General features: G+C 41.8%; 30 protein-coding genes and 1 rRNA gene. 15 read left to right on the forward strand and 16 right to left on the reverse strand.

What is annotated here, in order from left to right; genetic code table 11:
- Positions 1-88: 88 nt before the first annotated feature.
- From QSJ47_RS07130 to ftsY, 4 genes are read right to left on the reverse strand one after another with little or no spacing between them, the layout of a single operon-like run.
- A complete protein-coding gene (locus tag QSJ47_RS07130; protein ID WP_221271195.1) occupies positions 89-334 on the reverse strand; it encodes a hypothetical protein in 246 nt (81 codons plus the stop codon).
- A gap of 3 nt (positions 335-337) precedes the next feature.
- Complete coding sequence (locus QSJ47_RS07135) at positions 338-670, reverse strand: hypothetical protein (RefSeq protein ID WP_285602917.1); 333 nt, start codon at positions 668-670, stop codon at positions 338-340.
- Between the two features lie 50 nt (positions 671-720).
- The gene (gene radA, locus QSJ47_RS07140; RefSeq protein ID WP_285602933.1) at positions 721-2,061 is read right to left on the reverse strand and encodes a DNA repair protein RadA; all 1,341 of its coding nucleotides are present in this window, start codon (positions 2,059-2,061) and stop codon (positions 721-723) included.
- Complete coding sequence (gene ftsY / locus QSJ47_RS07145; RefSeq protein WP_221271193.1) at positions 2,045-2,929, reverse strand: signal recognition particle-docking protein FtsY; 885 nt, start codon at positions 2,927-2,929, stop codon at positions 2,045-2,047. The genes radA and ftsY overlap by 17 nt, the downstream gene beginning before the upstream one ends.
- Before the next feature lie 700 nt (positions 2,930-3,629).
- Here ftsY and QSJ47_RS07150 point away from each other — a divergent pair.
- The 10 genes from QSJ47_RS07150 (at position 3,630) to QSJ47_RS07195 (ending at position 11,252) form a co-directional block, all read left to right on the forward strand.
- Positions 3,630-3,815 carry a hypothetical protein gene (locus QSJ47_RS07150; RefSeq protein WP_285602919.1) on the forward strand — a complete coding sequence of 62 codons (186 nt, stop codon included), beginning with the start codon at positions 3,630-3,632 and terminating at the stop codon, positions 3,813-3,815.
- A gap of 113 nt (positions 3,816-3,928) precedes the next feature.
- Positions 3,929-4,267: a hypothetical protein gene (locus QSJ47_RS07155; RefSeq protein ID WP_285602920.1), complete on the forward strand. Its 339-nt coding sequence runs from the start codon at positions 3,929-3,931 to the stop codon at positions 4,265-4,267.
- A 194-nt stretch (positions 4,268-4,461) separates the two neighbouring features.
- Complete coding sequence (locus QSJ47_RS07160; protein WP_285602921.1) at positions 4,462-5,298, forward strand: carbon-nitrogen hydrolase family protein; 837 nt, start codon at positions 4,462-4,464, stop codon at positions 5,296-5,298.
- 18 nt (positions 5,299-5,316) lie between these two features.
- Positions 5,317-6,198 carry a polysaccharide deacetylase family protein gene (locus tag QSJ47_RS07165; RefSeq protein ID WP_285602923.1) on the forward strand — a complete coding sequence of 294 codons (882 nt, stop codon included), beginning with the start codon at positions 5,317-5,319 and terminating at the stop codon, positions 6,196-6,198.
- On the forward strand, positions 6,198-6,488 hold the full coding sequence (locus QSJ47_RS07170) for a hypothetical protein (RefSeq protein WP_285602924.1): 291 nt from the start codon (positions 6,198-6,200) through the stop codon (positions 6,486-6,488). The genes QSJ47_RS07165 and QSJ47_RS07170 overlap by 1 nt, the downstream gene beginning before the upstream one ends.
- The gene (locus QSJ47_RS07175; RefSeq protein ID WP_285602925.1) at positions 6,481-7,431 is read left to right on the forward strand and encodes a CobW family GTP-binding protein; all 951 of its coding nucleotides are present in this window, start codon (positions 6,481-6,483) and stop codon (positions 7,429-7,431) included. The genes QSJ47_RS07170 and QSJ47_RS07175 overlap by 8 nt, the downstream gene beginning before the upstream one ends.
- Positions 7,432-7,519: 88 nt before the next feature.
- Complete coding sequence (locus tag QSJ47_RS07180) at positions 7,520-7,894, forward strand: hypothetical protein (protein ID WP_285602926.1); 375 nt, start codon at positions 7,520-7,522, stop codon at positions 7,892-7,894.
- Positions 7,895-9,611: 1,717 nt separating this feature from the next.
- Complete coding sequence (gene exbB / locus QSJ47_RS07185) at positions 9,612-10,064, forward strand: TonB-system energizer ExbB (RefSeq protein ID WP_221271185.1); 453 nt, start codon at positions 9,612-9,614, stop codon at positions 10,062-10,064.
- Positions 10,064-10,453, forward strand: coding sequence for a TonB system transport protein ExbD (gene exbD / locus QSJ47_RS07190; RefSeq protein WP_221271184.1), 390 nt, complete (start codon positions 10,064-10,066; stop codon positions 10,451-10,453). The genes exbB and exbD overlap by 1 nt, the downstream gene beginning before the upstream one ends.
- Entirely contained in the window at positions 10,419-11,252 is an 834-nt protein-coding gene (locus QSJ47_RS07195) for an energy transducer TonB (protein ID WP_285602927.1), read from the forward strand. Before exbD ends, QSJ47_RS07195 begins: the two co-directional genes overlap by 35 nt.
- A 153-nt stretch (positions 11,253-11,405) precedes the next feature.
- Here the strand turns inward: QSJ47_RS07195 and QSJ47_RS07200 are convergent, their stop codons facing one another.
- The 6 genes from QSJ47_RS07200 to QSJ47_RS07225 all read right to left on the reverse strand — a co-directional run bounded on the left by QSJ47_RS07200 (position 11,406) and on the right by QSJ47_RS07225 (position 16,587).
- Positions 11,406-12,317, reverse strand: a complete 912-nt coding sequence (locus tag QSJ47_RS07200; RefSeq protein ID WP_352155435.1) for a replication initiation protein — start codon at positions 12,315-12,317, stop codon at positions 11,406-11,408.
- 1,858 nt (positions 12,318-14,175) lie between these two features.
- On the reverse strand, positions 14,176-15,339 hold the full coding sequence (locus QSJ47_RS07205) for a glycosyltransferase family 4 protein (RefSeq protein ID WP_221271180.1): 1,164 nt from the start codon (positions 15,337-15,339) through the stop codon (positions 14,176-14,178).
- 299 nt (positions 15,340-15,638) lie between these two features.
- On the reverse strand, positions 15,639-15,851 hold the full coding sequence (locus tag QSJ47_RS07210) for a hypothetical protein (RefSeq protein ID WP_221271179.1): 213 nt from the start codon (positions 15,849-15,851) through the stop codon (positions 15,639-15,641).
- Positions 15,852-15,853: 2 nt separating this feature from the next.
- A complete protein-coding gene (locus tag QSJ47_RS07215) occupies positions 15,854-16,165 on the reverse strand; it encodes a class I SAM-dependent methyltransferase (RefSeq protein ID WP_221271178.1) in 312 nt (103 codons plus the stop codon).
- Between the two features lie 13 nt (positions 16,166-16,178).
- On the reverse strand, positions 16,179-16,427 hold the full coding sequence (locus QSJ47_RS07220) for a helix-turn-helix domain-containing transcriptional regulator (protein ID WP_221271177.1): 249 nt from the start codon (positions 16,425-16,427) through the stop codon (positions 16,179-16,181).
- On the reverse strand, positions 16,420-16,587 hold the full coding sequence (locus QSJ47_RS07225) for a type II toxin-antitoxin system RelE/ParE family toxin (RefSeq protein ID WP_260321528.1): 168 nt from the start codon (positions 16,585-16,587) through the stop codon (positions 16,420-16,422). Before QSJ47_RS07225 ends, QSJ47_RS07220 begins: the two co-directional genes overlap by 8 nt.
- 799 nt (positions 16,588-17,386) lie before the next feature.
- Here QSJ47_RS07225 and QSJ47_RS07230 point away from each other — a divergent pair.
- The 3 genes from QSJ47_RS07230 to QSJ47_RS07240 all read left to right on the forward strand — a co-directional run bounded on the left by QSJ47_RS07230 (position 17,387) and on the right by QSJ47_RS07240 (position 19,140).
- Positions 17,387-18,058: a hypothetical protein gene (locus QSJ47_RS07230; protein WP_285602928.1), complete on the forward strand. Its 672-nt coding sequence runs from the start codon at positions 17,387-17,389 to the stop codon at positions 18,056-18,058.
- Positions 18,059-18,441: 383 nt separating this feature from the next.
- Positions 18,442-18,906, forward strand: a complete 465-nt coding sequence (locus QSJ47_RS07235; RefSeq protein WP_285602929.1) for a hypothetical protein — start codon at positions 18,442-18,444, stop codon at positions 18,904-18,906.
- A 9-nt stretch (positions 18,907-18,915) separates the two neighbouring features.
- Positions 18,916-19,140 carry a hypothetical protein gene (locus tag QSJ47_RS07240; protein ID WP_221271174.1) on the forward strand — a complete coding sequence of 75 codons (225 nt, stop codon included), beginning with the start codon at positions 18,916-18,918 and terminating at the stop codon, positions 19,138-19,140.
- 274 nt (positions 19,141-19,414) lie between these two features.
- Here QSJ47_RS07240 and QSJ47_RS07245 read toward each other — a convergent pair whose 3' ends face one another.
- Genes QSJ47_RS07245 through QSJ47_RS07255 form a run of 3 tightly spaced genes read right to left on the reverse strand, consistent with a single transcriptional unit; the run spans position 19,415 to position 21,443 of the window.
- Positions 19,415-20,689: an adenine-specific methyltransferase EcoRI family protein gene (locus tag QSJ47_RS07245; protein WP_221271173.1), complete on the reverse strand. Its 1,275-nt coding sequence runs from the start codon at positions 20,687-20,689 to the stop codon at positions 19,415-19,417.
- Between the two features lie 29 nt (positions 20,690-20,718).
- On the reverse strand, positions 20,719-20,979 hold the full coding sequence (locus QSJ47_RS07250) for a hypothetical protein (RefSeq protein ID WP_285602930.1): 261 nt from the start codon (positions 20,977-20,979) through the stop codon (positions 20,719-20,721).
- A gap of 26 nt (positions 20,980-21,005) precedes the next feature.
- Positions 21,006-21,443: a hypothetical protein gene (locus tag QSJ47_RS07255; protein ID WP_285602931.1), complete on the reverse strand. Its 438-nt coding sequence runs from the start codon at positions 21,441-21,443 to the stop codon at positions 21,006-21,008.
- 560 nt (positions 21,444-22,003) lie between these two features.
- Here QSJ47_RS07255 and QSJ47_RS07260 point away from each other — a divergent pair.
- Positions 22,004-22,576 (forward strand): KwaA family protein, encoded by a 573-nt coding sequence (locus tag QSJ47_RS07260; protein WP_221271172.1) that lies wholly within the window; start codon positions 22,004-22,006, stop codon positions 22,574-22,576.
- Complete coding sequence (locus QSJ47_RS07265) at positions 22,576-23,517, forward strand: hypothetical protein (RefSeq protein WP_285602932.1); 942 nt, start codon at positions 22,576-22,578, stop codon at positions 23,515-23,517. The genes QSJ47_RS07260 and QSJ47_RS07265 overlap by 1 nt, the downstream gene beginning before the upstream one ends.
- Before the next feature lie 231 nt (positions 23,518-23,748).
- Here QSJ47_RS07265 and QSJ47_RS07270 read toward each other — a convergent pair whose 3' ends face one another.
- The 3 genes from QSJ47_RS07270 to rrf form a co-directional block, all read right to left on the reverse strand.
- Positions 23,749-23,874, reverse strand: coding sequence for a hypothetical protein (locus tag QSJ47_RS07270; RefSeq protein WP_260321525.1), 126 nt, complete (start codon positions 23,872-23,874; stop codon positions 23,749-23,751).
- A gap of 15 nt (positions 23,875-23,889) precedes the next feature.
- Positions 23,890-24,249 (reverse strand): PM1101 family membrane protein, encoded by a 360-nt coding sequence (locus QSJ47_RS07275; RefSeq protein ID WP_221271169.1) that lies wholly within the window; start codon positions 24,247-24,249, stop codon positions 23,890-23,892.
- A gap of 233 nt (positions 24,250-24,482) precedes the next feature.
- Positions 24,483-24,589: ribosomal RNA gene (gene rrf, locus QSJ47_RS07280) — 5S ribosomal RNA — on the reverse strand; the annotation flags it as partial.

Here is a 24,589-nt window from a genome sequence, read left to right on the forward strand (position 1 = left end):
ATAACAAATCATTCATGCCGACATAGCAGTACCTAAAAACTTAAAATCATATAAAAAATTTATAGAAAATTATAGGATTTTATAGGGTTTATCTTGCTGTTTCTAGCCCCACACTCACCACACATACATATCCCCACTTTTCTAAAAAGGTATTCAATTTATTTTGCAAAGCGTGGCATGCACTCTTTGGGGCTTTGGGTGCCAAACTCTCTTGTGTTGCCTCCCACTCTTGCACCGATTCATCCACTAATCCCATAAACTCTTGCAACAGCCCTAAAAAGGTCTGCTTTTGCTCCGCACTCCACTCTACTTTTTTCGTTTCTGCTTGCGCCATAACTCACTCCTCTTTATGGCTTAAAACCTGTGCGCTCACTTGATTGCCGATCGTGCTTTGCACAAATAAAGTGAGTTTGTCGCTGCTATAATTGTTGGGCATAAAATCTTGCTGTTCTGTAGAAACATAGTACCCATCTAAATCCACCCGGGCTAAACAGCTGACAGAATACATCCCCATGATTTCGCGCCTAAAGACCTGTGCGCTGACATAGCCACCCTTTTTAAGGCGTTGCAAGATCAAAGTGTATTCCTCATTGCCAAGCGTGAAGGTTTGGCTGTCTTGATCGCTCTTTCCACTAACTAGGTCTAAATCCACTCTTGCCAAACAGCGCATGCCAACTCCTTAAAGAATAAGCCAAATTCTACTCTAAAAAACAAAATCTCCTACATCCACTCAATGATTTGGGCGACATCTTTGGCTTCGTAGCAGGCGATGGGCGTGTTTAAACTAGGTTTTTTAGGCACAATCGCCTTTAAAAAGCCGTAATTCTCCATTTCTTTTAAGCGCACATTTAAATTCGGCACTTCTTGCACCGAGCCGGTTAAGCCCACCTCCCCGATAAAGGCGGTTTTATTGCTGATCGGGCGGTTTCTAAAGCTAGATAAAATGCTCGCGATCACGGCTAAATCCGCACTCGTTTCGCTGATTTTAATCCCCCCAGAGACATTGATAAACACATCGTAGCGATTTAGGGGGATTTCTAGCTTTTTCTCTAGCAAGGCTAAGAGCATGTGTAAGCGGTTGGTGTCAAAGCTCGTGGCTAATCTCTTAGGGTTAGCTAAAGAGCTTTCACACACTAGGGCTTGGATTTCTAAAATGAGTGCCCTTGAGCCCTCAAGCACTACGCTTAAGGCACTGCCGGCTAGGCTTTGCTTTTGGGAGAAAAAGAGTTTAGAAGCCTCTTTAGCGCTCATCAAGCCCTCTTGGTGCATTTCAAAAATCCCCACCTCACTGGTCGCCCCAAAGCGGTTTTTAAAGCTCCTTAAAATCCTAAGTTCTCGACTAGGATCGCCCTCAAAGTAAAGCACAGAATCGACCATGTGCTCTAGCACCCTAGGGCCGGCGATTGAGCCCTCTTTGGTGATGTGCCCGATGATGAAAATGGCGATCTGCTCTTGTTTGGCAAGACGCATCAAATCAAAGGTGATCTCTCTTACCTGAGAGATCGAGCCGGGGGCGGAGCTTATGGCACTGGAATATAAAGTTTGTATCGAGTCGATCACACACACGGCGTAACTTGAGCTGAGTAAATGGGCTTTGATGGTGTCTAGGTCAATTTCATTGAGTAAATATAATTGCTCTTGCACGCATTGTAGGCGGTCTGCTCTTAAGCGGATTTGCCCCGCACTCTCTTCGCCACTCACATACAGCACACTCAAACCCGTGCCAGCTAGCCCGCCCGCCATTTTTAATAACAGCGTGCTTTTACCCACGCCCGGCGCCCCCCCGATGAGATACAGCCCCCCGGGCACAATCCCCCCCCCTAGCACAATGTCTAATTCCTTTTGCGTGGAGCTAAAGGTGCTCACACTCTCTTGCTCCACTTTAGCAATGGAGATTGCCGAAAGTCGGGGGGTGTTTTTAAGGGGCTTTAGGCTCTCTAGCTCTTTGGGACTGATTTCAACAAAGCTTTCCCACTGGTTGCAATTATTGCACTTGCCCAGCCACTTGGGGCTGACAAATCCGCAATGTTGGCACTCAAAGACCCTAGACTTCTTTGCCATCTTTAAAGATCGCATCTAGTAGGCTTTTGACATACTCCATCTCATCAAAGGCGATCAAGTCGTTTTCCTTCTCCCCCACGCCTAGATACAAAATAGGCAGTTGCAATTCGTAAAGAATGCTTAAAATACACCCCCCCTTGCTTGTGCCATCTAGCTTAGTAACGATCACCCCGTCTAACTCCAGGCTCTCGTGAAAGATTTTAGCCTGCTCTAAGGCGGAACTACCCTGAGTGCCATCTAGGATAAGGATTTTATAGTAAGGGGCGTTGTTTAATGCCTTGCTACACACCCTTGAGATTTTTAACAGCTCGTTTTTAAGGTTGGTTTGATTATGCAAACGCCCGGCGGTATCAATAATGATTTGATCTGCCCCCCTAGCAATCCCCGCCTCAATGGTGTTGTAAGCTAGGGCACTCGGGTCGCTGTTTTGCCCCGCGCTAATCACCTCTAATTGCAACTTCTCCCCCCAAAGTTGGAGTTGTTTCACGGCTGCGGCTCTAAAGGTATCCCCTGCCCCTAGTAGGACTTTTTGCTTGTTGAGTAGGTGCTTTTTGGCGAGTTTGGCGATTGTAGTGGTCTTGCCCGCCCCATTGACCCCCAAAATGAGCGAAACTAAAGGCTTGGTGTCTAGGGGCTTTAGACGCACTTGGTCGTAATAGCTCTCTTTGCGTAAAAAACGCATTAGGGCAACTTCTAAATGCTTGCGTTTGATTTGCTCGGGCAGGTGCTCTAAGAGTTTTTCGACTAAATCAAATTGCACATCAAAGCCGATTAAAATTTCCTCTAGCTCATCCTTGCTAAAAGTCGCGTCTTTGGACTTTAAAAGCGAGGCGACATTTTGGATTGTTTTTTTAAAGAAGTTAAACATAAACCTAGCCAACTATCCTAATCTTAAGAGTTTTAAATGTTCCTTTCCACCCTCTGCTTTATTTTGAGTGGAACACCTAGGCTATTATAGGGCAATTTTACAAAGGAAGGGCTTAGATAGTCATCGGGAAATTTTGCCACTGGCATCGCCTAAAATTACTTTAACCAACTTTAATATGATTGGCTAGCCTCTAATTTAAAACTCAATTATCTTAGAATTTGGTTGATCGTGTTAGTGGGAATCTCTTGGACTAAATAATCACTTCTAAACATCTTGCATCGAAAATAATTTTATTATATTCAATGATATTCAGTACACATGGGGTAAAGAAGGGGGATTTTTGGCATAAAACATGCTTACTCAGATCTTTTAAGGCTATTCAAATAATAAGATAGAATATACAGAGAAAATAGAGTGATTTATCTTTGCCACAAGATCTATCTTGCCTATAATCCCTAATCCTTTCGTAGGCATTTTCTTTAAGCAAAAAGCCCACCCGTCTTTATCGGGTGGGTGATTCACAAGCGCTCAATGAAATGGGCACACGCCTAGAATGCTTTTTAACCACTATGGATATTAGTAAAAACTTGCGATATACCGCTCCATTGCTGGAGAAAAAGACGGCTATCAGGGCGAGAAAGTCCCTACAGGAAAAGAATTAGCCCAACACATCGGGTTTGGTTTGGGGGCTTGCGAACCTTTGGATTATGTGTTTGTGTTCGATCAATTAGGCATTAACCCTTTACACGCCCACACTTTTAAAGGGCGGGCATTAGAAGAGTGGCAAAAACGGGACACGGCACAATTACTCCAAACCAAAGCCTTGAGCTTGCGTGAAAAGGTATTTGAAAGCATTGGCGAAAAATTTAGGGGACGATCAAGATAAGGTAAGAAGTCTAAGAAAGACAGATAAGCAGCACTATGGCAAATCAAACAACAAGCCAAGTCAAAGAGACCAAGAGTGGGGATAACAAAAAGTAGGCAAATGGGGCTAACAAGGTGCTAGACCTAGAAACTTTACTATCCCAAAGGCGTTTGGGCTCTTATGGCAAAGACCTACAAGCGCACCTAGAGAATTTAAAGCTCATCGGCAAATACACGCATAAAATCGCCCTTGTAGAGATTGCCTTGCGTAATTCTTTAGACCACTTACTGAGTGCCAAAGATACAGAATGGATCAACAACTCCACCGACCCCCGTGTGATCCAAATGCGGGCAGAAACGTTTGAGATGTGCAATGCAACCGCCCTAAGCCACGATAGCTATCTCTCTAATTTGTTTCATATCCTACGCAACCGCTGTTACTATTGGGAGAACATCACAAAGGTTGGGGAGTGATAAACAAAAAGAGAGTTTTTAAAGGGCTTTTAAAGGGTCATAGATTGCAAGTTTAGGGGTTGGGAGTATTAACAAAAAATAGTTTGGAGATTGGGAGCGGTTGTGGGGGTTAATATAGCTCTTTATTGAAACTATGTTTATAATTTCTAAATAAACTCACTCTAAGTGTACTGAATTCCAAAGAAGGAGAGCAAATGCAAAGGAAGATTGTTGCGGGTGTGGTGCAAATGCAGGCTTTCTCTTTTGAGCTAGAAAAAAATCTTAAGCTAGCTTTAGACTTAGCTAGCCAAGCATATGAGCAGGGGGCGCAATTAGTTGTCTTTCCAGAGTTATTTGACAGCGGGTATTGTGTGCATACAAAGGATGCAGAGCTAGCTAGCCACTTAGAAAGCTTGTCATCTCCCACACTCCAAAAAATGCATGCCTTTGCTAAACAAACGGGTGTGGTGTTGGTGGGTTGTGGGATTGAAAAAGAGGGAGGGGGTTTGTATGATAGTGCCTACATCATCTCTAAGGAGGGGTTGGTGGGCAAATACCGCAAGATTTATCTATGGGGAGACGAGGTCGATCGCTTCGAGCGCGGAGAAAACTACCCGGTCTTTGAGATAAACCTAGGGGGTGTTAAGGTCAAAATAGGTTTACAAATTTGCTATGAGGTGGGTTTTCCTGAGGGCTCTAGAGCACTAGCACTTCAAGGTGCTGAAGTGCTTATTTTCAGCGCAGCCTTTAGTCAAAGGAGGGGCTATGCGTGGGATTTAGGTAGCCGTGCTAGGGCGTTAGAGAATGGGGCTTTTGTGTTGGCATCTAATCGAAGTGGGAGTGAGGAGCACCCTTATAGCAAGGCAAATTTAGAGTTTGCAGGAAGATCTAAGATTATCAACCCCATGGGGAGCGTGGTGTGCGAGGCGCAAAGTTTCAATGAAGTGTTGGTGGCAGAACTTAACTTGGACATGGTGGCCGATCAAAGAAAAGAGATTCCCTATCTAAGAGATCTTGGCTTGGTGCAGTCCCTTAAAACACATGCATCTTAAAAAATAAAGGAGTAAAGAGTGGCAAAAGAAATTTTGGTGGCTTATGGTGTGGATATTGATGCTGTAGCGGGTTGGCTGGGTAGTTATGGGGGCGAGGATTCGCCTGATGACATCTCAAGAGGGCTGTTTGCTGGTGAGATCGGGGTTCCTAGGCTCTTGAATTTATTTAAAAAATATCATTTGCCTGCCACTTGGTTTATACCGGGGCACTCCATAGAGACTTTTCCCGATCAGGTTAAAATGATTGTAGAAGCTGGACATGAAATTGGCTTGCATGGCTATTCTCATGAAAATCCTATTGCCATGACGGCTAGGCAAGAAGAGGATGTTTTGATCAAGACCATTGGACTGATCAAGAATTTAACTGGTAAAAACCCCACGGGTTATGTCGCGCCTTGGTGGGAGTTTTCTAGTGTCACTAATGAGTTGCTCTTAAAACACGGGATTAAATACGATCACTCTTTGATGCACAATGATTTCACGCCCTACTATGTGCGTGTGGGAGATTCTTGGACTAAGATTGATTACAGCCTAGAGGCTAAGGATTGGATGAAACCTTTGGTGCGGGGCAAAGAAACCGATTTGGTAGAGATTCCGGGGAGTTGGTATTTAGACGATCTGCCCCCCATGATGTTTATCAAAAAAGCCCCTAATAGTTTTGGCTTCATCCCACCTCGCCATATCGAAGAACTTTGGTTAGAGCAGTTTGATTGGGTTTATCATGAGATGGATTATGCGATCTTTTGTATGACTATTCATCCAGATGTGAGCGGTAGACCACAAGTCTTAAGAATGCACGAGCGCATTATCCAATACATCAACCGCCATAAAGGCGTGCGTTGGGTGGACTTTAACACCATTGCTAGTGATTTTGTTGCGCGTTGTCCTAGAAAAAAATAATGTGTGTGTTGTGCGCGGATTTGAATACTGCCCTGCATTGGAGCGATGTGAGCACTCAGCAAGGTTGCTTGCGCTCAAGGATTCAAAAACTCAAGGTGGCGAATCTCATCTTGAAATTCTATGGATTGAAACTGAGTGTGTGGGGAAATCAATTCATTTTAGAGGATCAAAAGGGACGCAAGGAGCTCGTTAGAGATTTAGGTGATCTGTGTTACAAAGCCCAAAATTTAAGCAACAGACCACTGGATATTTTAGACCCAGATCTGCTAGCTTTTTTAGATTGTGGCTAAGATCCCTGTCATTATCCTCACGGGCTTTTTAGGCAGTGGTAAAACTACGCTATTAGCCCAGATTTTAGAATGCCATAGAGATAAGTCTATTGCCGTAGTGGTGAATGAGCGGGGGCAGATGGGCTTAGATGCGCAAATTTTGACCCACTTGTGTTTTATCCAAGAAAATGTGCGTTTATTGCAAGGTGGCTGTGTGTGCTGCGCTTACCGCCAAGATTTGATAGATTGTCTTAAAGAGTTGATCGATCAAGATCGTATTAGCCATGTGATCCTTGAGACAACCGGTATTGCTAATCCTGCTCCTATTCTTTTTAGTCTCCTAAATGATGTCTTTTTAAGTCAGCATTTTTTCCCCCAAAGCGTGATCACCTGTTTAGACGCCGTGCATGGTTTTTTACACCTAAAAGAAAACATAGAGGCGCAAAATCAAATTACTGCCTCCGATGTGGTGGTGGTTACTAAGACAGACTTACAAAATGACTTTGAGAAGCTTAGGGCATGCATACAAAGCACCAATCCCACTGCCACGATCCATGACAAGGCGCGCATGGATTTAAGTGCCCTGTTGCAACAAGGCACTTTTGTAAAAAAGGACATCGTTTTTACGAGCGCGCACCAGAATTTTAGAACATTATGCATGGAATTTGAAGAATTACTAGATTGGAGCGCATTCACTCTGTGGCTGAGCTTTTTACTTTACAAGCACGGCAATGCAATTTTACGCACCAAGGGCATTTTAAGAACAAATTCTGGACAATGCATTGCACTCAATGGTGTGCAACACATCATTTACCCACCCACGCATTTAGGCAAAACACAGGAAAAAGCCTCCCAGTTGGTCTTTATTTTAAAAGACCTAGACCCTCAAAGGATTTATTTTTCTTTTAAAACCCTGCTTAAGGCTCTAGGCATAGAGTTCAATCCTCGCATGCAATTGACTTAGTTTTCTCTAACCCTACTTGATAGGTGGCAATACCAAGATGTGTTAACCTCCCAGTGCGTAAGAATTAGAGCAAGCCATAGAGGCGGTGATGGGTAAGCAAGCCTTGAGTGATCTAATGCTCTTTGATGCCATTATTGGCAATGTGGATCGGCATTTGGGTAATCTTGGGATGTTGATTGACAACGACACAAATGAGCTCATTAAACCTGCTCCTATCTTTGACAATGGGCGGGCGTTCATTAATTTCATTAAAGGGGGCAAAAGCGATCAAGTTGTCGATCACTTCAAGCTAGGGTGCAAATACCCGTTTTTTAAAAGTTATTTTAATTACCGCTTTGACAAGCTTGTAAAAATGCACGTCGCATCTAAGTATTTGGTAATTTTAGATAGACTTGAAAGCTTTGCTTTCATCGCACATCCTCAATACACTCCATCTATAAGTTTTCTTGCCACACTAAGCTAAGTGATTTTCAAAGGGCAAAAGACGCTAAAGAAGCGGCGGAGCAAGCATTGCAAAGCAAATAAAGCTAGCTAAATATGGTGTTGACAAAATTTAAATCAAAAGACACGATTTTATCTTTTATGCCGTGCGCTCCATACGCTGAAGTCTAAAAGTGCGGTGATTCCTTTCTAAGAATATCTCTCTTTGTTCTTAATCTACTTAGTATCTATTGTTTATTCTAGGTATGTCTATAAAGCCTACAAACAGCACACCTTAAGGTTTTTGTACCGTCTTGGCATTTTGCTTTTTAAATTTATTTTTAAATTCTAGTATGGGCATTTTAACATTGACTTACGCCACTATCCCCACTAGCGCAAAAATGCCACTTCAATGTGGGTGTTGAGTGCAACATTGGGATTAGCCATTCTAACATAATCCCATCGTCTCCATGGATCTCTCTATCCAAAGTGCGACACCCCATAATGAGAGGACCGTTTAGTTCTATGCTTCTTGCCATGTGCTTAAGTGGATAAAGTAAGTGTTAGCTTGGGTGTTGTTAAGCAGTCTAAAAGTCTATTGCCTTTCAATCTCTGAGTGGGTTTAAACTTGGGGGTACGTATAAAAGTTATCTTAGATATTTAGGGGGTTTAGGTGCTTTTTAAAGAAGCTAAGCAATCTTATAACACCTAACGCCCTTAAAGTGGTGCTGAATGTATCTAGGGCAGACTTTTAGCACTAACGCACACGAATTTTTGAAGCTCTCCAATGAGCTCAATGGAGTTGTGTTTTTAAGCCTTAACCCATCGATCTCGTATTCGCTTAGTTCTATCTCGTCTTTTGAACCATTAAGTACACTTACGATCGCCAAATCAAAATATAGTAGGTTTTTTCCGTTGGGCTGAGTGGTATTTTCGCACTTCTGGTGTTTCATATATGAAACCCAATTTTCTAAAAACCTTTAAAATCTCAAGCACTCCGCCCTCAAAGGCGGATAACTCTACGCTTTAGACCCAGTAACATCTACAAGGGAGCATTAAATTCTGTTGTGTCCCATTTTCTAAAACCATATTGAGATGACATTGCTAACAGTAATTTTGATGTTATCTGTATGAATAGTTGATTGGAGGTAATATAGCTGTGTTGTTCTGCGACATCTTTGTTCAATCCAAAATCCAACCACTACACTTACAGAAACTTGAAAAAAGAAGTGCTATAACTGCAAAAGACCATATTGTAGGCTTAGAAAACTTGTGATAGTAAGCCAGCTTGCAATTAATGCAATCTAAGTTGTGGATATAATTAAGGACTTAAACACCCTTGATTTTCAGAGTGGCTTAAAATAAAGTGCAACCCACGCCAAATAAAGCACAAGAGTATTTTTATGAGAGTAGCAGAAATAGGCAACACAAATAAAGCCTTAATTCCAATGCTAATATATATGGCGTGGATAGGTAAGTGGGCTTTTAGACAATTTTTGGCAAAAAGGGAGGAAAGCACATAAGGCATGGGTGCGTAGGCGAAACGCTATGGCATGCAAATTACTTCTAAATCCTCCTACGACCAGCCAGCGTAACCATAACAGATATGATTGTATCTCTTAGTGTAGTGTTTCTTCTGTGTAGAGTTTTTGAGATAACAAAAACTACATTTATCATCGTTGTTATTTGAAAATATTTTTCCTTGACTTTTTATTACAAATGTAATATAGTCAACACTTATTTTTGTTTGAAGGACAGCTATGGAATCTGGACTCTCTGTTAAGGTGATTGGTGAATATGTGGACATTGCGATCTTTGTAACTTTGGGGGTGATGAGTTTTGTGGCGATATGGTTCACCATTGAGCGCATCATTTTTTATAGCAAGCTCGATTTTAGCTTGTATGACGACCCCGATCGGCTCGATTTAGACCTAAGCAAGAACCTCACGACTCTTTATATTGTCTTCTCAAATGCGCCCTATGTGGGCTTGCTTGGCACGGTTTTGGGTGTGATGGTGACTTTCTATGACATGAGCACCAGCTCCACAGGACTAGACGCAAAAGCCATCACTTTGGGCTTATCTTTAGCTCTAAAGGCCACAGCTTTTGGGCTGATCGTGGCGATCCCCACCTTGGTGGCTTACAACGCTATGTTGCGTAAAAGCGATGTGCTGTCTGAGAATTTTCGTCTCATGCGTAAAAAGGGTGCCTAATGCGCTCTAAACTAAGGAGGGGCGATGGGCTAAACATCGTCCCTTTCATTGATGTGATGTTGGTGTTGCTAGCGTTGGTCTTAAGCGTGTCTACTTTCATTGCTGAGGGCAAGATCAAGGTTAATTTGCCCAGCGCGAGCAGTGCCCAAAAAGCCCCTCCACAAGAGAAGAAAATTACGATTGTAGTGGATAAAAACGATGGGATTTTTATAGACGACAAACAAAAGAGTGTGGAAGAGTTGCGCGCACTCATCAAATCACTAGACCCCAAAACCTTAGTGGATTTGCGCAGCGATAAAGATTCAAAGTTTGGCACTTTTATAGAAATCATTGATGTTCTCAAAGACCTAAACCATGAAAACTTCTCCATCTCTACAGAAAAAAAGTAGGTCATCTACCCGTGTAAGCTTTGTCATCACAAGCGTTTTATACGCTTTGGGGTTTTTGGTGGCTTTTCATTACATGCAAGATCACCCAAAAAGTCTGGCGCAATCTGGCAATAAAAGCATCACGATGAGCCTAGCCAGCATCGACACGCACGCCACTCACCTAGAACACACACAGCAAACCCCCACCCCACCCAAACAACCCCCCAAACAAGAACCCAAACCAAAACCCCACCCCCACCACAAACCCAAACCCAAACCAAAACCCACCCCTAAACCCAAACCCGAGCCAAAGCCTGAACCTAAGCCCACTCCCAAACCTGAACCAAAGCCTGAGCCCACTCCCAAACCTGAACCAAAGCCTGAGCCCACTCCCAAACCTGAACCAAAGCCTGAGCCCAAAAAAGAGGAGCAGACCAAAGCCAAAGACTTAGACAAGAAACAAGAGCCTAAGAAGCCTCAGGAGTCTAACAAAACTTCTCAAGGGGCAAAAACCAGCTCAATGGCATACAATCAGGGCGTGAGCGATGCCTTCTTGATGAAAATCCAAATGGCGATTTCCTCTAAGAACCGCTACCCCCGTATGGCAATGATTCGAGAGATTGAAGGCGAAGTGTTGGTGGAGTTTGTGCTAAACACCAACGGCAGCACCACAGACATTAAAATCTCTAAAAGCTCAGGCTCAGACATTTTAGACCACGCCGCCTTGCAAGCCGTCAAAGAAGCCTCAAGTCTCTTCCCCACACCTAAACAAATCGTGCGCATAAGAATCCCCATTGCCTACACACTCAAGGACGAGTGAACGCATCGCGTTTATTAGCTAATACCTAATTTTCCAAGGGGGTTAGGGGTTTTTCATGGTTTTTAAAGCTTTTAAGATGCCTTTCATCGGTTGTATGGATCTTTAATAACTTGCCTTTTCTAGGGCTTTTAGGGAATTTGCCTTGTTAAAGGTTTACAACAAAGATCTACTTAAATGGTGGCTTGTGTGGGGCGGAGCTCTAAATTGGACAATGAGAGCTTTGCTGTCTTTAGTGGGGACGATCTGCTCTATGGTGGCAAGGGGGATGCTAAAGGGATTGCCATCTTTATCTTTGAGCACTACATCTACACATTTGTGCAGACAGTCATTAAGGATTTTAATGTCTTTTTTGCTGAAGTATTTGAGTCTAGGGACTTTGGCATTTTCTAGGGCTTTTTCTAACTCTTGCATAGCGGGGTTTATGGCAACTTCAAAGGTGTAGCCTAGCACTTTTGCTCCCCGCGCTCTTGCTTTGTTCTTGATGACTTTAATGGATTTGTAGGGGGGTTCATGGGGGCTTGTGGGGAGTTTTTGGGTGAGTTGTTTGATAGTTGGGTTTAGTACACGGCTACCTATGTTGTCTTTTCTAAAACCTTTAGGGATTCCCATAAAGGCACAAAAACCTTCAAGATTATTTTCGTATACATACACCTTAAAAGTCCCTTTCTTATCCGTAGTGTTTTTAAACCGCTCTAGCAGCCTAAATAAATTCTTGGTGTATTTGCCGCTTAGGTCTACAAAGGTTTGGAGTTGCATTGTGGTGAAGTTCGCTTCTAAGTCATTTAGCAAGTAGGTAAAGTAGGGGTCATTGACTTGTATATCCAAGTACTCAATGTTTTTATTTTTATCATACCCGACAGCAAAACGCCGAAAGAATAGTATTTTATTCTGTTCAGACCTCCCATCCGCAAATTTTATAATTAAATCAAAATTAGCCCCTGCAATGTTGTTAAAAAGGTTGAGGGTTACTCTGCGCAGCCTTTCATTATCCATGTGTGAATTGCCTGCCAAAATTTTTAATTCTTTGGGGCTAAAACGGACAATGGAGTCTTTTTTGTCTTTCAGGCGATTAAAAAGGCTAAAGAATAGATTGTTCTCAAGCTCACTTAGGTACCTAGATTGACTTTGTAGATGTTGTTGTGCATAATGATTTTCCCCCGATTAGCAATGCTCAAGTCTTTTGCCAAAATGGGGGCTTTTGTGGTCTCTTTTGTGACCTTGGGTGTGGGTTTCTGCACTACGGGGGCCAAGGCTTTTTGTGGCTCTTGCTGTGGGATTTCTTTAGGGAGTCTTGTGGGGGTACAACTTCTATGGTGTTGTTTTTAGTGGTGGTAGCAACTTTTATAGTTGGTTGTACACTCTGTGGTTTATCCTTTAAGTCTATCTCTGTCTGTGTGGTTAGAACATTTTGCAAGTTTTCTATGCAATCCCTAATACCTATTTCTAGCCCCTCTTGTAACATGGGACTTGTGGTGTTGTCTAACTCTCTGTAGGTCAGTTATCAAAGTATCAAAATGTGCGAGCGTTTTATAGTCTCTATTGCTACATTGTGTCTCTAGAGCACTAAAATATTAAAGCTATCTATCTAAGTCATTTTTAAGGTTTTAAGTCTTTGAGTTATGGCGTTTTTTGTAGCCGTTTCTCATGTTTTTTCTTTAAGTTTCAGTGAAAAATTAGGATGATTATAACAAACTTTATAAAAAATATTTCAAGGTTACCGCAATTTCTCCATGCTAAAACTGTGATTTTTCCATGAAACCCCCTTTGCCATACCTGTTAACATCTTAAAAACTAAATATAAAAACTACTTTTTTAAAACCGCGTGCGGGTGTGCTTGCCCGTGTTACACATTTCTTTTATGAAAAAAATTTTTAATTTGTTGAAAAGTTGATTGAGCGGGTTTTTTGAAAACATGTCCTCGGTATTTTTTGTATCTTTGATAAGGTAAAATAAAATAAAGTAAATTAAACATAGCGTTAAAGCACTTTTAAAGGGTCGTAGAGCGGAAGGTTTGGGGTTGGGAGTATCAAACTATGGTTTGGGGGCGGGAGGGATTGGGGGAGATTTTAAGGATAAAAACAAAATCAAATTTGGAAGCAAATCTCAATTTCATCAATTATGCTGTTTTAATCTTTGATAAGTTCTTAGGAATTTTAGAATATTCTTAAAGAAATCAAACATTGAGAGGTGGTCTATGCGTGTGTGTGAAAAAAACTCATGGGCATGATCGCGATATAACTATGATTACCTAAACCAAATAGACTGCCACGGTATTAAATGGTGTATAAGCACGAGAAATTAAACAGGACATTGCCTCTAGTCTTCTATGACGAAAAGGTGGGGAGAGAATAGAAATGATGATAAATATATCTGTGCCAAGATTGCAACCTAGCTCGTTTTATACGATGCCTTTAGCCAGCTACTTATATTTTAACAACACCAAAACCCCCTTTTTCTCTCTTTATTTGTCCAACTCTTACACGCTCAAATGAGAGTACTGCACAACCCCTTGCCCTCCAAATTCTCTAAGCCCGATTAAAGTTCCAAACATGCTGCAACATTGTCGTGGATTTGTCAGCACGCTTGGCAGCGCCCTAGACCCCTAATAGACACTCTCATTAATGTAAAACATTAGAAAGTGATCAAAGATCTAGAAGCTCTCCGACAGATTATCAATGACAATACACCCGAGAAGCCACACAAAAAACATCATCAAAACCCAAGAATCCTGGTAAACCTGCAAAATATTCCAAGAGTTTTATAACAAAATCTCCCACCTCTTTCAAAAAGCTCAAAGCCGTTAGAATAAAAGGATAGCAGTGAATCCGAGAATAGACAGTAAGACAAGATTCGAGGCGTAAAAACCCTACACCAACGCTGTTAATCTATCTTAAGATGCCACACAAAAAGACATCATAGCCAATCAATCCAACATCTTTTCTACTATCTCAATATGCTTGCGCATACTCTCTTCAAAATCAAAGAGTTTCACTCTTTCAAAGCCTTTGGCAATACATTCAGTTCTTAATGCTTCATCAGTCAAGGCTCTTTCTAGTTGTTTAGCTATATCTTGCACATTATAAGGATTACAATAGATCCCTGCGTCGCCTAGAATTTCTGGCATACAAGACACATCGCTAGAAAGCACCACACAACCCACATGCATCGCTTCTAACATGGGCAAACCAAAGCCTTCGGCTAGAGAGCCCCACCACAATAATCTGGCGTGAGCATAAAGGGCAGAGAGCAAAGAGTCAGAAACATAGCCTAGATCGATCACAAAATCGCTAGAAGCGATGGCATTATCTTCCCCCCTATCTATTGGCCCATTCTCCACCCCCGTGATCACGATCTTAAAACGCTGCTTGGAGGCTGCGGGTAACAATTCAAAGGCTTTGATGAGATTTTTAATGTTTTTACGCCGTGCCTTGCCCACCACTAAAATGAATTCTCCTAAATTTGGTGGTAGATCTTCTGAAGTCTGTCTATAGGATCTCACGCCATGGTGTATCACATGCACTTTAGTCTCAGAAAATCCAAAGGTTTTTAAAATATCTTTTCTGACAGTTTCTGTAAAACAGATGACTTGATCGTAAGTGCGGATTTGTGGAAAAATGAAAAATTCCCAAATCGTATATGTTTCTGGCTTGCAACGCCATGCCTCCATATCACATGGCGGTATATCATGAACACACCCTAAGGTCTTCCTAGTTTTACCATTAATCCCCAAAATACCCAAGACACCCGGCTCGATACACAAGTCGTAGGTTTCTTGGAATAATCCTCTATTCATGGTTTTGTGGAGTATGTTGTAGGAGAAATAACATGCTAACCAAAAAAGCCATTTAGGCAACCATTTTTTTAAGATGTCTCTGGATGATTTGACAAAACTGTTGGGCATGGCGAGTGATTGGAATTTTTCCAAGCTAGGCAAATCATTAAAAAGCTTGCCATTAGCGTAGTAAACCAAATCTACATCTGTATCTCGAAAACGTTTTTCTAAGGCGTGGATCAAAGCAAGACTATATACGCCAATTCCTGTTACTTTACCCAAAGTATAAGATGCATTGACAATAATCTTTTTCAAATTATCCCTCCAGACTTACACCTTTTCCTTAATTTCCTCAAATCCATACCCAACCCCGTCTGTGCGCAACTGCAAGCTGAAAGGCGGATCAGAGCTATAACCCGTGTGGCGGTTTTGCATAACAAAAACACGATATTTTTGTATAGAGACTTGAATTTGGAATAAATCCCTAAAATCTTCTTTTTACCTACCATATCATAAGGGATCTTATTGCTCAGCAATTTCTTGTGATGCTCCTTAAAATCAGTTAAGGGTTTAGGCGTTCTTTTAAATAGGTCTAAAAAATCCACACGGCACTCCTAAAACACATATCGCAAATAGCGTGGGCGTGTTTTAGCCACCAATGCCCCCTTTAGTTTTTGTAACTCTTTGATGAGCTCAATGGGGTTACGTTTTTTCACCCGCAAGCCATCGATTTCGTATTCGCTGATCTCCACGCCCTCTTTTGGCCCGTTTAAGACATGCTCTAGGGCAGTGTCTATGGCGTGGATTTTTTGGTTAACATCAAGCAACTTTAGACCTCCTGTTCACTAAAAAAGAAAGAATTATTTTTAAGCACCCTTTCAAATTGGCGAAAAACGCTTTGCATCCAAAGCCCCCACACCCGCTGGTCTTTGCCATCGCCCACAAAGTCGTAGTAGGCGATGGAGCGGTCTGTGCCATACTTGGCAGTCGTGTTTGTGTTGTGAGCATTCAGGGACTTAACGCCTCCGCTACAATAGGGTGGATCTATCAAAATGCAATCAATGCAAGAGTCGGGCAGTTTGACCAAGAAGTCCAAACAATCCGCCCTAAACACCTTGTTAAGATAAGGACTTAAATCCACTCAACGCTCCATATTAGGCACTTTGGCATTTTTTAGCCTCCAAAGCTTGCAAGCCAAAGCCTAGTTTTTTTATAACCTCCAAAAACCAAGCCTCGCCCTCAAAGGGGGGTAACTCCACGCCTTTAGACTCGGCAATCACGGCTAGAGCGTCCTTGATTTCTTCAAAATCGCCATCCTCTAGAACGGCGTTAAGATGCGCCGTGCGTCTTTCATCGGTGTTGAGAGCCTCTGCTACACTAAAATTTTCAAAAGTTTCAGCCATGAAAATCCTTTAAGATTTCTTGCACCTTGATTATATCCTTTTGTTGCGCGCTTTTATCACCTCCACACAGCAAAATCACCAACGCCCCGCCTTGTTTAGCCACATACAGCCGGTAACCCGGTCCCGTGTGTATGTGTGACTCAAAAATTGCACAACCCACAATGTGTTTACAATCGCCAAATGTCCGTTTTTCTCCAAAACCTATAAGAGGCGTGCGATTACATATCGTGTTTTCAAATCCTTAAGCTTTTCTAGCTACTCTATAAAAATACTTGTGCTCTGTATTTCCGCACTTGCATTTTAACGCAAGAATGCTCATTATGGGGTGTTAGGTTAGGGACTCATACGCTAAGTTACAGCCTTGCTAAACACCCCTAAATTTGGACTTTATTCTTTATCAAGCCCAAAAAGTAGATTAGGCTAAAATGGTCTAATGCACTAGAACTTGAACTTGCAACACAACACCCTAAAGCTCAGCCAAACACTTTTTAAAAGCCAACGTTGACTTTTTGTCATTTCGTTTTATTTGCGTGTTATTTGTGTGAATACCACTTCTAGCCCCCTAAAATCCCCTACAGTCAACAACAACACCCCTAACCCATAAGTTTTCTTAACCACTCTTAACGCTCTGGGGCGTTTAAAATGTAAAAGACACACATTCTAGGTTTTCTTTGGTTTTTGAAACAAGAGTTTTGTGGTTAATTTGGGCTTTTTGGAGCTTTTTTATGCAACGTGGTGTTTTGCGCTTCTGCTTAATTGGGTTATACAGCGCGACTTTGACAAAAACCACCGACCCCACAAAATCGATTGTGGCAATCCTAGAGCATTCTAAGACTATATCCACTCATTAGTTTCTCTTTACATTTGCCACACCTATGGACAAGCGCCCTGAATACATTGAATGCAAAACTCTATGAACTAGAGCATGATAAAACCAATATCGAAACAAAAAACAAGCCTTGCAACAAAAAATTGAGCAAGTCCAAGCGCATTTGTCTAGTATAGACACATACTTACAAACCTTAAAAGAGGAACAACGGGTTTTAGAGTCTAATAAACCCAGCTTTTTCGCTCGGGTCTTTAAAACCCCTAATTTTAAGTTGCAAACAGAACAAGAACAACAAATTCTAGAAAACCTCAAGGATTTTGCCCAACAAAAGAAGGAAAGCCAAGCCCACTATAACCGCCTTTTGGCAGAATTACAACGGCTACAAGCTTCAAACATAGGCCAAGAGCGACAAACCCTACAAGAAAATTTTAATCGGTTTGTCAATCAAGGCACCAAGGACTTAGAAAGTTTAGCACAAAAGATAACCCGCATATCAAACACCCAAGACAACGCAATTAAGCCCCTAGATTTTTCTTTATCCTATGAGGATTTGCAAAAATCCAATCCTTGGTTTAATGCCGACTTTAGAAAATTACAAAACCAACTCTTTTTATTAGCTTTAGGGGTTAAAAAGCAATTTTTACTAGACAATTTAGATAATCTTAAAAACGCTAAAGACATATGGGGCAATGCCTATAAACTCAAAGATAAAGAAAATGGCAAAGAGTTATTGAAGGGGGCTTTTCATTGGATTAATCTAGCTATCCCTTGCGCAGTGTTCCCACATTGTAGCAGTGCTTAATGGTTGGTAAATCCTCGTTGCTATATTTCATCAAAATTAACTCAATGTGTTCCAAGTATTTACATTTATAACTTTTAAATTCGCAAGAATTGGTTTGCTGTTACATTAATACAATACAAAGAACTGATCAGACTCAACGGTTTTACTTTTTTAGACAACGAGGATTAACAAAAATGAGGAAAAGGAATAGCAATGTCTGCGCTCTATTGTAGCATGTAAGGTGAAAATTACTATGTAGGCGACATACCTTTGGAGGGTATATGGAATTTTAATGTAAATGGAAAATACAAAGAGCGCGATTATCTAGAAGAACATGGGAGCAATTTAAAAAAGGATGAGGCGTTTTTTATCAAAGCTCCCATGAAAAACTCAAAGATCATGAATTGGTGATTAATGACGAACCATCTGCCATTAATAAGATTGATCTAAGGGTTTTGGAAAGGGATGACGAGAATGGAGACAGATCCAAAGTGCTGTTTGTGCGTACAGACGAAAACAAAAATGTTAAATTATACTTTCAAGTGATTAGACAAGGTGCTATGATTAAGAAGGGTGTTCTCTATTTTTTGGATGAGAATCCATCGGTTGAAAATAAACCAATTATTTTGCTTCGCGATCAGGTAGATGCTTATTGGAGTCAAGCGACAGAGAAACTTTATTTTAAAAAAATTGGAGATGTTGAGCGTGTGTTACCTCACTTGTTTGAAGAAAAAGTTCAAGATCTCAGACAGGGACTTATGGCTATCAAGAGCCCTGATTACCACTACTTGCGCTTAAATTTAGATTTAGATACAATCAAATCCTCTCTTCCAAGAACAAAATTAGCTAGAATCGATTTTTTACTGTAAAAGGGAAACTTGGAGATTTTTACAAAAAATGGCGATCCAAGAAAACGGAACGACTACCTAAAATACGCCCAAAAATACCGACCTCAAATCCTTAAAGATAACAAGTTGGTGATCTGCAAGGTTGCCGATTTGGACCCTCTCTATCATGCCATGCGTGAAGCCTATTACACCACAGAAATAGGAGGAGAGCAACGGTTTGCTGCTGTTTTTGAAAAAAATAATGCTAAAGACTAAATTGGCTTAACGTTTTTAATGGAGGCAATGCCGAGCGTGTGCCAAAAGACACTGATTTTTTGATCCTCATCACACGGTTGTAGCACAAGCCCCGCACATCCCCACCTTTTCCGCACTCTAAAAGAGCATACCTCTCCTGTCTCTAGGCTACCACCCCTTACCCTTGTGCTCCTCAGCCTTAGCCTCATTTTGCTTTTGGGATTTGTATTGGTATTGCACTTGTGCCATGTAGCTTTCTCTCAAAACCAGTAAGCCCCTTATAATCCCCACCCATTCACGCCTTGCAGAGCAAAACCCTTTTAAATTTTATCTTGCCTTCAACACAGGGGTCATATTGTTTAAGGTGGGCGACTTTATACCCACACTCCAGCACGCCATTGACAATTTGCCGTGCCGACACTGCAAAGGGTAGATCGTAATCTGTGGGGATGTAGTTGTTTTCCACTAAGAGCACCCCGTCATCATCATATTTTTTATAGGTGTCGGGGATGTCTGCTAGGGGGACAAGCTTGAGTCTAGAAATATTAGCTCGATTTTTAATGGTAAAGTTTGTAAAAAAGTGTGCCGCTGCCCGCACTAATTGCCTTTTTGGGTTAAGAAACCAATCCACGCTATTAAACCCTGCCCACGCTTGTCTTTTAGCAAAATAGGGGATACAAGCGGTGCTGATGGGGATGGTAATATTGGATAAAATAATGAACTTCTTTTTGCTTTTGATGAGGATTTTCCAATAGTCAATCGCCCGTGAAAAAGGCGGATTGGTGCAAACAATATCCGCTTCCTCGTTTAAAATCCTTAAGGACTCCTTTTCCTCAAACCCCCCACCATAGTGGCGAGGCGAGTACTTCATTTCACGCGCCCCCTCTTTGGTGAAGATATAACCCTTTGCCCCTGCACTGAATAAATCCACCGGACTGCCCCCATAGTGGGTACAAATGAGTTTTTTAAGCTTGAGCCTAAAGAAGTGCCTTAAGAAGTAAAGCGCAAAGGCAGACGAGTCTGTATAATCTCTATTCTCCCCAATCGCATCATCGCAATTACAAAAGACCACCTTATCCCGCCATATCTTTAGGGGGTATTTAGACAGCTCATTTTCCACATCCTCGTATCTTGTGTAAAACTCATCGTATTTGATACGCTTGGCTCTATCTAGTAGGGTCTTTCTGGTAACGCCCCGCTCTTGCATGCTGGGCGTGGTGAGGGGCTTTAGGGTGCGTTGTTGCTTAGACTCTTTGATGCTCACTTGGGCTAAAAATAAGGGGTGGGCTTTGATGAAACTTAAATAAGTTTCAAACAAACTTGGGTTATAAAAATAAATCTCACGGGTGTGCACTTCTCTTAAGTGGGCAAAAGCGTTTTTGATGTCCTGCTCGATCGCACGCATATTGGCAACTTCGCAAGTAAAAAGGTAGCTGTAGGTGTTGTCGCTGGATTTACCAGTCATTTGGTTGTATTCTTTGAGCCTACGCGCTAAATCGTTGGTGATGCCAATTTTGCAACGCGTGCTCTCATGGCTGGCTTGGACAATGTAAAGGTATTGTTTTGGCATATGGCTTTCCTAAAGGGCTTGCTGAGCTGTTATTTTAACATAAAGAGCACTCCAAACCCCCCAATCACCCCCAACACCACCCCTTGCAACACCCCACAATTCCCATAGGCAAGGATCAAGCCCACACTTGAGCTTGCCAACAAATTTGCCCCAAAGACAAACATGCTATTCAAGCCTTGTAGTTGCAGTTTATGCTTAGACTTAAGGGCATTGAGCATAAAAGTGCCCCCGTTAAAACTCAGTGCCCAGCCCACCCCCACCAACACCAAGGACATAAAAAAGGCGAACAAGCTGGCACTACAAAGCGCAAGGACGCTCACCCCACATAACACAACATGCCAAGCGCAACCAAGTGCATAGGGCTTAATCTCTTGCTAAAGACTAAAAACAAACTGGGCGCAACCATCTCCACAAAACGCATCACAAGTACGCTTTTGCTCAACGCAAGGCTAAAACTATGTGCATGCATGGCTAAAGGCGTGGCACTCATCACTAAAGTCATCAAGCCAAAGCTTAAGTCACACGCACAGGTGGCTAAGAGAAAATGGGGTTCTTTTAAGAGGGTTTTTAGAGGGACTTTGGAACTTTCTTTAGGGCTAAAGGGTTTTAACTTGAGCAAAGAGCTAAATGCCATATTAAGCGCACAGAGCAAGCCCACAAAAGCAAAAGAACCCACAAAGGGCACGCTGAAGAGATGCACCCCCATATTGCCTAAATGAGGCCCTAAAATGCCCCCTAAAATGCCCCCACTCACCACAAGAGCTGGCCCTATTTTGGGTGTTTTGGTGTGTTGCGTTAATGGCTTCTAGGGCTAAAAAGCGATAAAACTGGTTGAGGGCTGTGAAAAAGCCTAGCAAAAAAGTGGCGAGACAAAAGAGAGTAGAACTTTTAACGAGTAATGCCACAATGGCTAAACACCCACCCATGACACCAAACAAAGACGCGCCCAAAAATGCCTTTTTTCTCCCCCACCTTGAAAAGATGGAAGCTGGAAACGATACGGCAATAAACGCCCCCGTAAGCGTAGTTGTAATAGGCAAAGTGGCTAGAGTGGTGCGCCCAAAAGCCACTGCCCCGCTAGCGCGCTGCTAAAGGTCAAAAGCGCAACCACCGCCCCGCTAAAACCTTGCACTAAGAGCAAGAGAAAGATGTTTTGGTTGAACATGGGGGGATTTTAGCGTATTTCTATGGGGACTATGCCTTGAATAGAGTGATGCCTCTATTTGTCTTAATGCGTACAAAAAATAATCTTAGGATTACTTTTATATCTTAGAATCCAAAAAATCCAGCTTGATGCACAAAGGGAGTTTGGGCATGAGGACACTTTTAGGTTTTTTCTATTTTATCTATGTGGGGCTCTCACTCACACCTGCAGGGGTCATTTTTTACCTAAACAATCCACACAAATGCCATGCGCCCTTCACTTTATCTCATCTTTTATTTGCGGTGGTTGGATTTGGAGTTTGTGCCCTATTGTCTTGGTTGTATGTGTGCCTTGTTGCAAGATATATACCAGTAACAGATAAAATGTGCGCTGTGGAGATGGTCGAAGTCGCAGAGCCTAAATACATCCCTGTTTATATTGCCTATTTCGTCATTGCAGTTGGTCTTGAGAATCGGGATATGTTTTTTGTAGTGTTTGGACTCATTTATTCCTTTATCATTATGGGAAAGTTTTCCTGCTTCAACCCTTATCTATTATTTTTTGGATACAACTTTTACGAAATTTCCATTGACCCTAGCCAAATCACTGGTGATTCCCACGAACATGCAAAATATAAGGTGTTTTTGATTTCAAAAAGGAATCTCAAAGTAGAAAAACAATACCAGCTCATTCGACTTAAAGAGTTTGTTTTTTTAGATCAGTATAAGCAAAGGAAATGGTGATGTCTATACTCTATTGCCACATACAAGGAGAAAACTATCTTGTGGGTGATGTGCCTTTGGAGGGGACATGGGACTTTAAAAAGTTTGAAACATACAAAAAAGAGATAGATTATGAGAAAGAGCCTGAGAGAAATTTAGAAAAAGGAGAGGTTTTTTATATCCAAGTCCAAGACCCCATAAAGATTCTCAAAGATTATGCACTTGTGATCCATGGAGACACAACCAGCGTCAATAAGATTGACCTAGATATTTTGAAAAAGGATAAGAATAATGAGAAAAGGGAAGACCAGCTTCAAACATTGTTTGTATGCACAGAAGAACAGAACATGGAACACGAGGGAAAAAAGATTATTAAAGCATACTTTCAGGCGATTAGACAAGGCTCTATCATTAAGAAAGCCTTTTTATACTTTTTAAACGAAGAGCTACAGATTGAAAATAAACCCATCATTTTGATCCAAGATCGCACAGATGTTTATTGGAAACAAGAAATAGGGGAAATAGGAAAACTTTATTTTAAAAACATTGAGGACTTGAAGCGCGTGTTTCCCCACTTTTTTACCCATAAGGTTCAAGAAGTTAAGGAACAACTGCAACGCATTGCAAAGGATGACAACCATCCGTATTTGTCATTTGATTTAGATTGGGATACCCTGAAAGCAGACATGCCAAAAACCAAACTTGCCCGAATCAATGCTTTACTCAAAGAGGGATGCTTGGAGATTTTTACAAAGAATGGTGATTCAAGAAAGCGGAATGCCTATTTACAATACGCCAAAAAATACCGACCAAAAATATTTAAAGATGGCAAGTTAGTTGTCTGCAAGGTTGCCGATTTAGACTCTATTTACTATGCCATGCGCGAATCTTATTACACCACAGAGATCGGGGGAGAGCAACGCGTTGCCGCCGTTTTTGAAAAAAACAACACTAAAGACTAGCTTTATTTAGGGTTTTTAATGGAGGCAATACCAAGTGTGTTTCAAAAATGTCGACCTTATCCTTGTCGTATGGTTGTAACATGCCTCCAACCCCCCTTTTTTTCTACATTTGCAAAAGGGGCGTAATTACCTCCCCTTTCTCTCTACCACCCCTTACCCTTATGTTCTTCAGCCTTTGCCTCGTTTTGCTTTTGAGATTTGTATTGATATTGCGCTTGTGCCATGTGACTTTTAGCGGCTTCTTTTATCCCCTCTTGCTTCTGCTTCCTTGCTTTGGGCGTAGTGGTAGTCGCCTTGTTTTTTATTATTTTCTGCTCTTTGTCTAAACATGTCCTCTTGGTTTTTGTAATAAGCCATTGGATTCTCCTCTCCTCACGCCTTAGTGAGAATGACATGATTGTCAGAAATCTTTTTTAAATCGTAGCCTCGCAATTTGTTTAACACGCCGACACCCCCAGCCGCAACGGCGATGGTAACTGCAGAAATGGTAGGACCAGTCCCCAAAATCCCTACAGCTCCTGCCGCCGTAAAAAGACTAGCAGGTGCTCCAAGTCCGCCACTCGCAATAACAATAGCAACAGCTGCCGCAATAGCAGCAATAGCAATGCCCCACGCTACATCGCCAGTCGCTTTGATTTTAACGATCTTTTTCGAAAAATCGCCCACTATCTCAATGGAATTTTCCCCATTTTCAATCGCCTCAGCCAACTCTTTTTCATTGCTAACTTGCATCCTTGCCTCCACTAGAATTTAGTTTTTACCATCTTCCTCAATTTACAACCTTCTTCATTTTCATAATTGCTCATATCTCTCACCCCAAGGAATTGAGGAATTGAGGAATTGAGGAATTGAGGAATTGAGGAATTGAGGAATTGAGGAATTGAGGAATTGAGGAATTGAGGAATTGAGGAATTGAGGAATTGAGGAATTGTAGCATAAAAAACTAAAAAACACTTAAAACAAACCCCCCGCATCACCCTACTTTCCCACACTTGAAAAATGCAGTATCATCGGCGTAAGAGAGCTTGACTTCCAGGTTCGGGATGGGGCTGGGTATTTCCTCTCTTCTAGG

Source organism: Helicobacter sp. NHP22-001 (assembly GCF_030270165.1).
Lineage (GTDB): Bacteria > Campylobacterota > Campylobacteria > Campylobacterales > Helicobacteraceae > Helicobacter > Helicobacter gastrofelis.

Bases quoted from the DNA above. Each gene is read 5' to 3' on its own strand.
- QSJ47_RS07130 (WP_221271195.1), bottom strand. From the start codon at position 334: ATGGCGCAAGCAGAAACGAAAAAAGTAGAGTGGAGTGCGGAGCAAAAG.
- QSJ47_RS07135 (WP_285602917.1), bottom strand. From the start codon at position 670: ATGCGCTGTTTGGCAAGAGTGGATTTAGACCTAGTTAGTGGAAAGAGC.
- radA (WP_285602933.1), bottom strand. From the start codon at position 2,061: ATGGCAAAGAAGTCTAGGGTCTTTGAGTGCCAACATTGCGGATTTGTC.
- ftsY (WP_221271193.1), bottom strand. From the start codon at position 2,929: ATGTTTAACTTCTTTAAAAAAACAATCCAAAATGTCGCCTCGCTTTTA.
- QSJ47_RS07160 (WP_285602921.1), top strand. From the start codon at position 4,462: ATGCAAAGGAAGATTGTTGCGGGTGTGGTGCAAATGCAGGCTTTCTCT.
- QSJ47_RS07170 (WP_285602924.1), top strand. From the start codon at position 6,198: ATGTGTGTGTTGTGCGCGGATTTGAATACTGCCCTGCATTGGAGCGAT.
- QSJ47_RS07180 (WP_285602926.1), top strand. From the start codon at position 7,520: ATGGGTAAGCAAGCCTTGAGTGATCTAATGCTCTTTGATGCCATTATT.
- exbB (WP_221271185.1), top strand. From the start codon at position 9,612: ATGGAATCTGGACTCTCTGTTAAGGTGATTGGTGAATATGTGGACATT.
- exbD (WP_221271184.1), top strand. From the start codon at position 10,064: ATGCGCTCTAAACTAAGGAGGGGCGATGGGCTAAACATCGTCCCTTTC.
- QSJ47_RS07195 (WP_285602927.1), top strand. From the start codon at position 10,419: ATGAAAACTTCTCCATCTCTACAGAAAAAAAGTAGGTCATCTACCCGT.
- QSJ47_RS07220 (WP_221271177.1), bottom strand. From the start codon at position 16,427: ATGGCTGAAACTTTTGAAAATTTTAGTGTAGCAGAGGCTCTCAACACC.
- QSJ47_RS07245 (WP_221271173.1), bottom strand. From the start codon at position 20,689: ATGCCAAAACAATACCTTTACATTGTCCAAGCCAGCCATGAGAGCACG.
- QSJ47_RS07260 (WP_221271172.1), top strand. From the start codon at position 22,004: ATGAGGACACTTTTAGGTTTTTTCTATTTTATCTATGTGGGGCTCTCA.
- QSJ47_RS07265 (WP_285602932.1), top strand. From the start codon at position 22,576: ATGTCTATACTCTATTGCCACATACAAGGAGAAAACTATCTTGTGGGT.
- QSJ47_RS07270 (WP_260321525.1), bottom strand. From the start codon at position 23,874: ATGGCTTATTACAAAAACCAAGAGGACATGTTTAGACAAAGAGCAGAA.
- QSJ47_RS07275 (WP_221271169.1), bottom strand. From the start codon at position 24,249: ATGCAAGTTAGCAATGAAAAAGAGTTGGCTGAGGCGATTGAAAATGGG.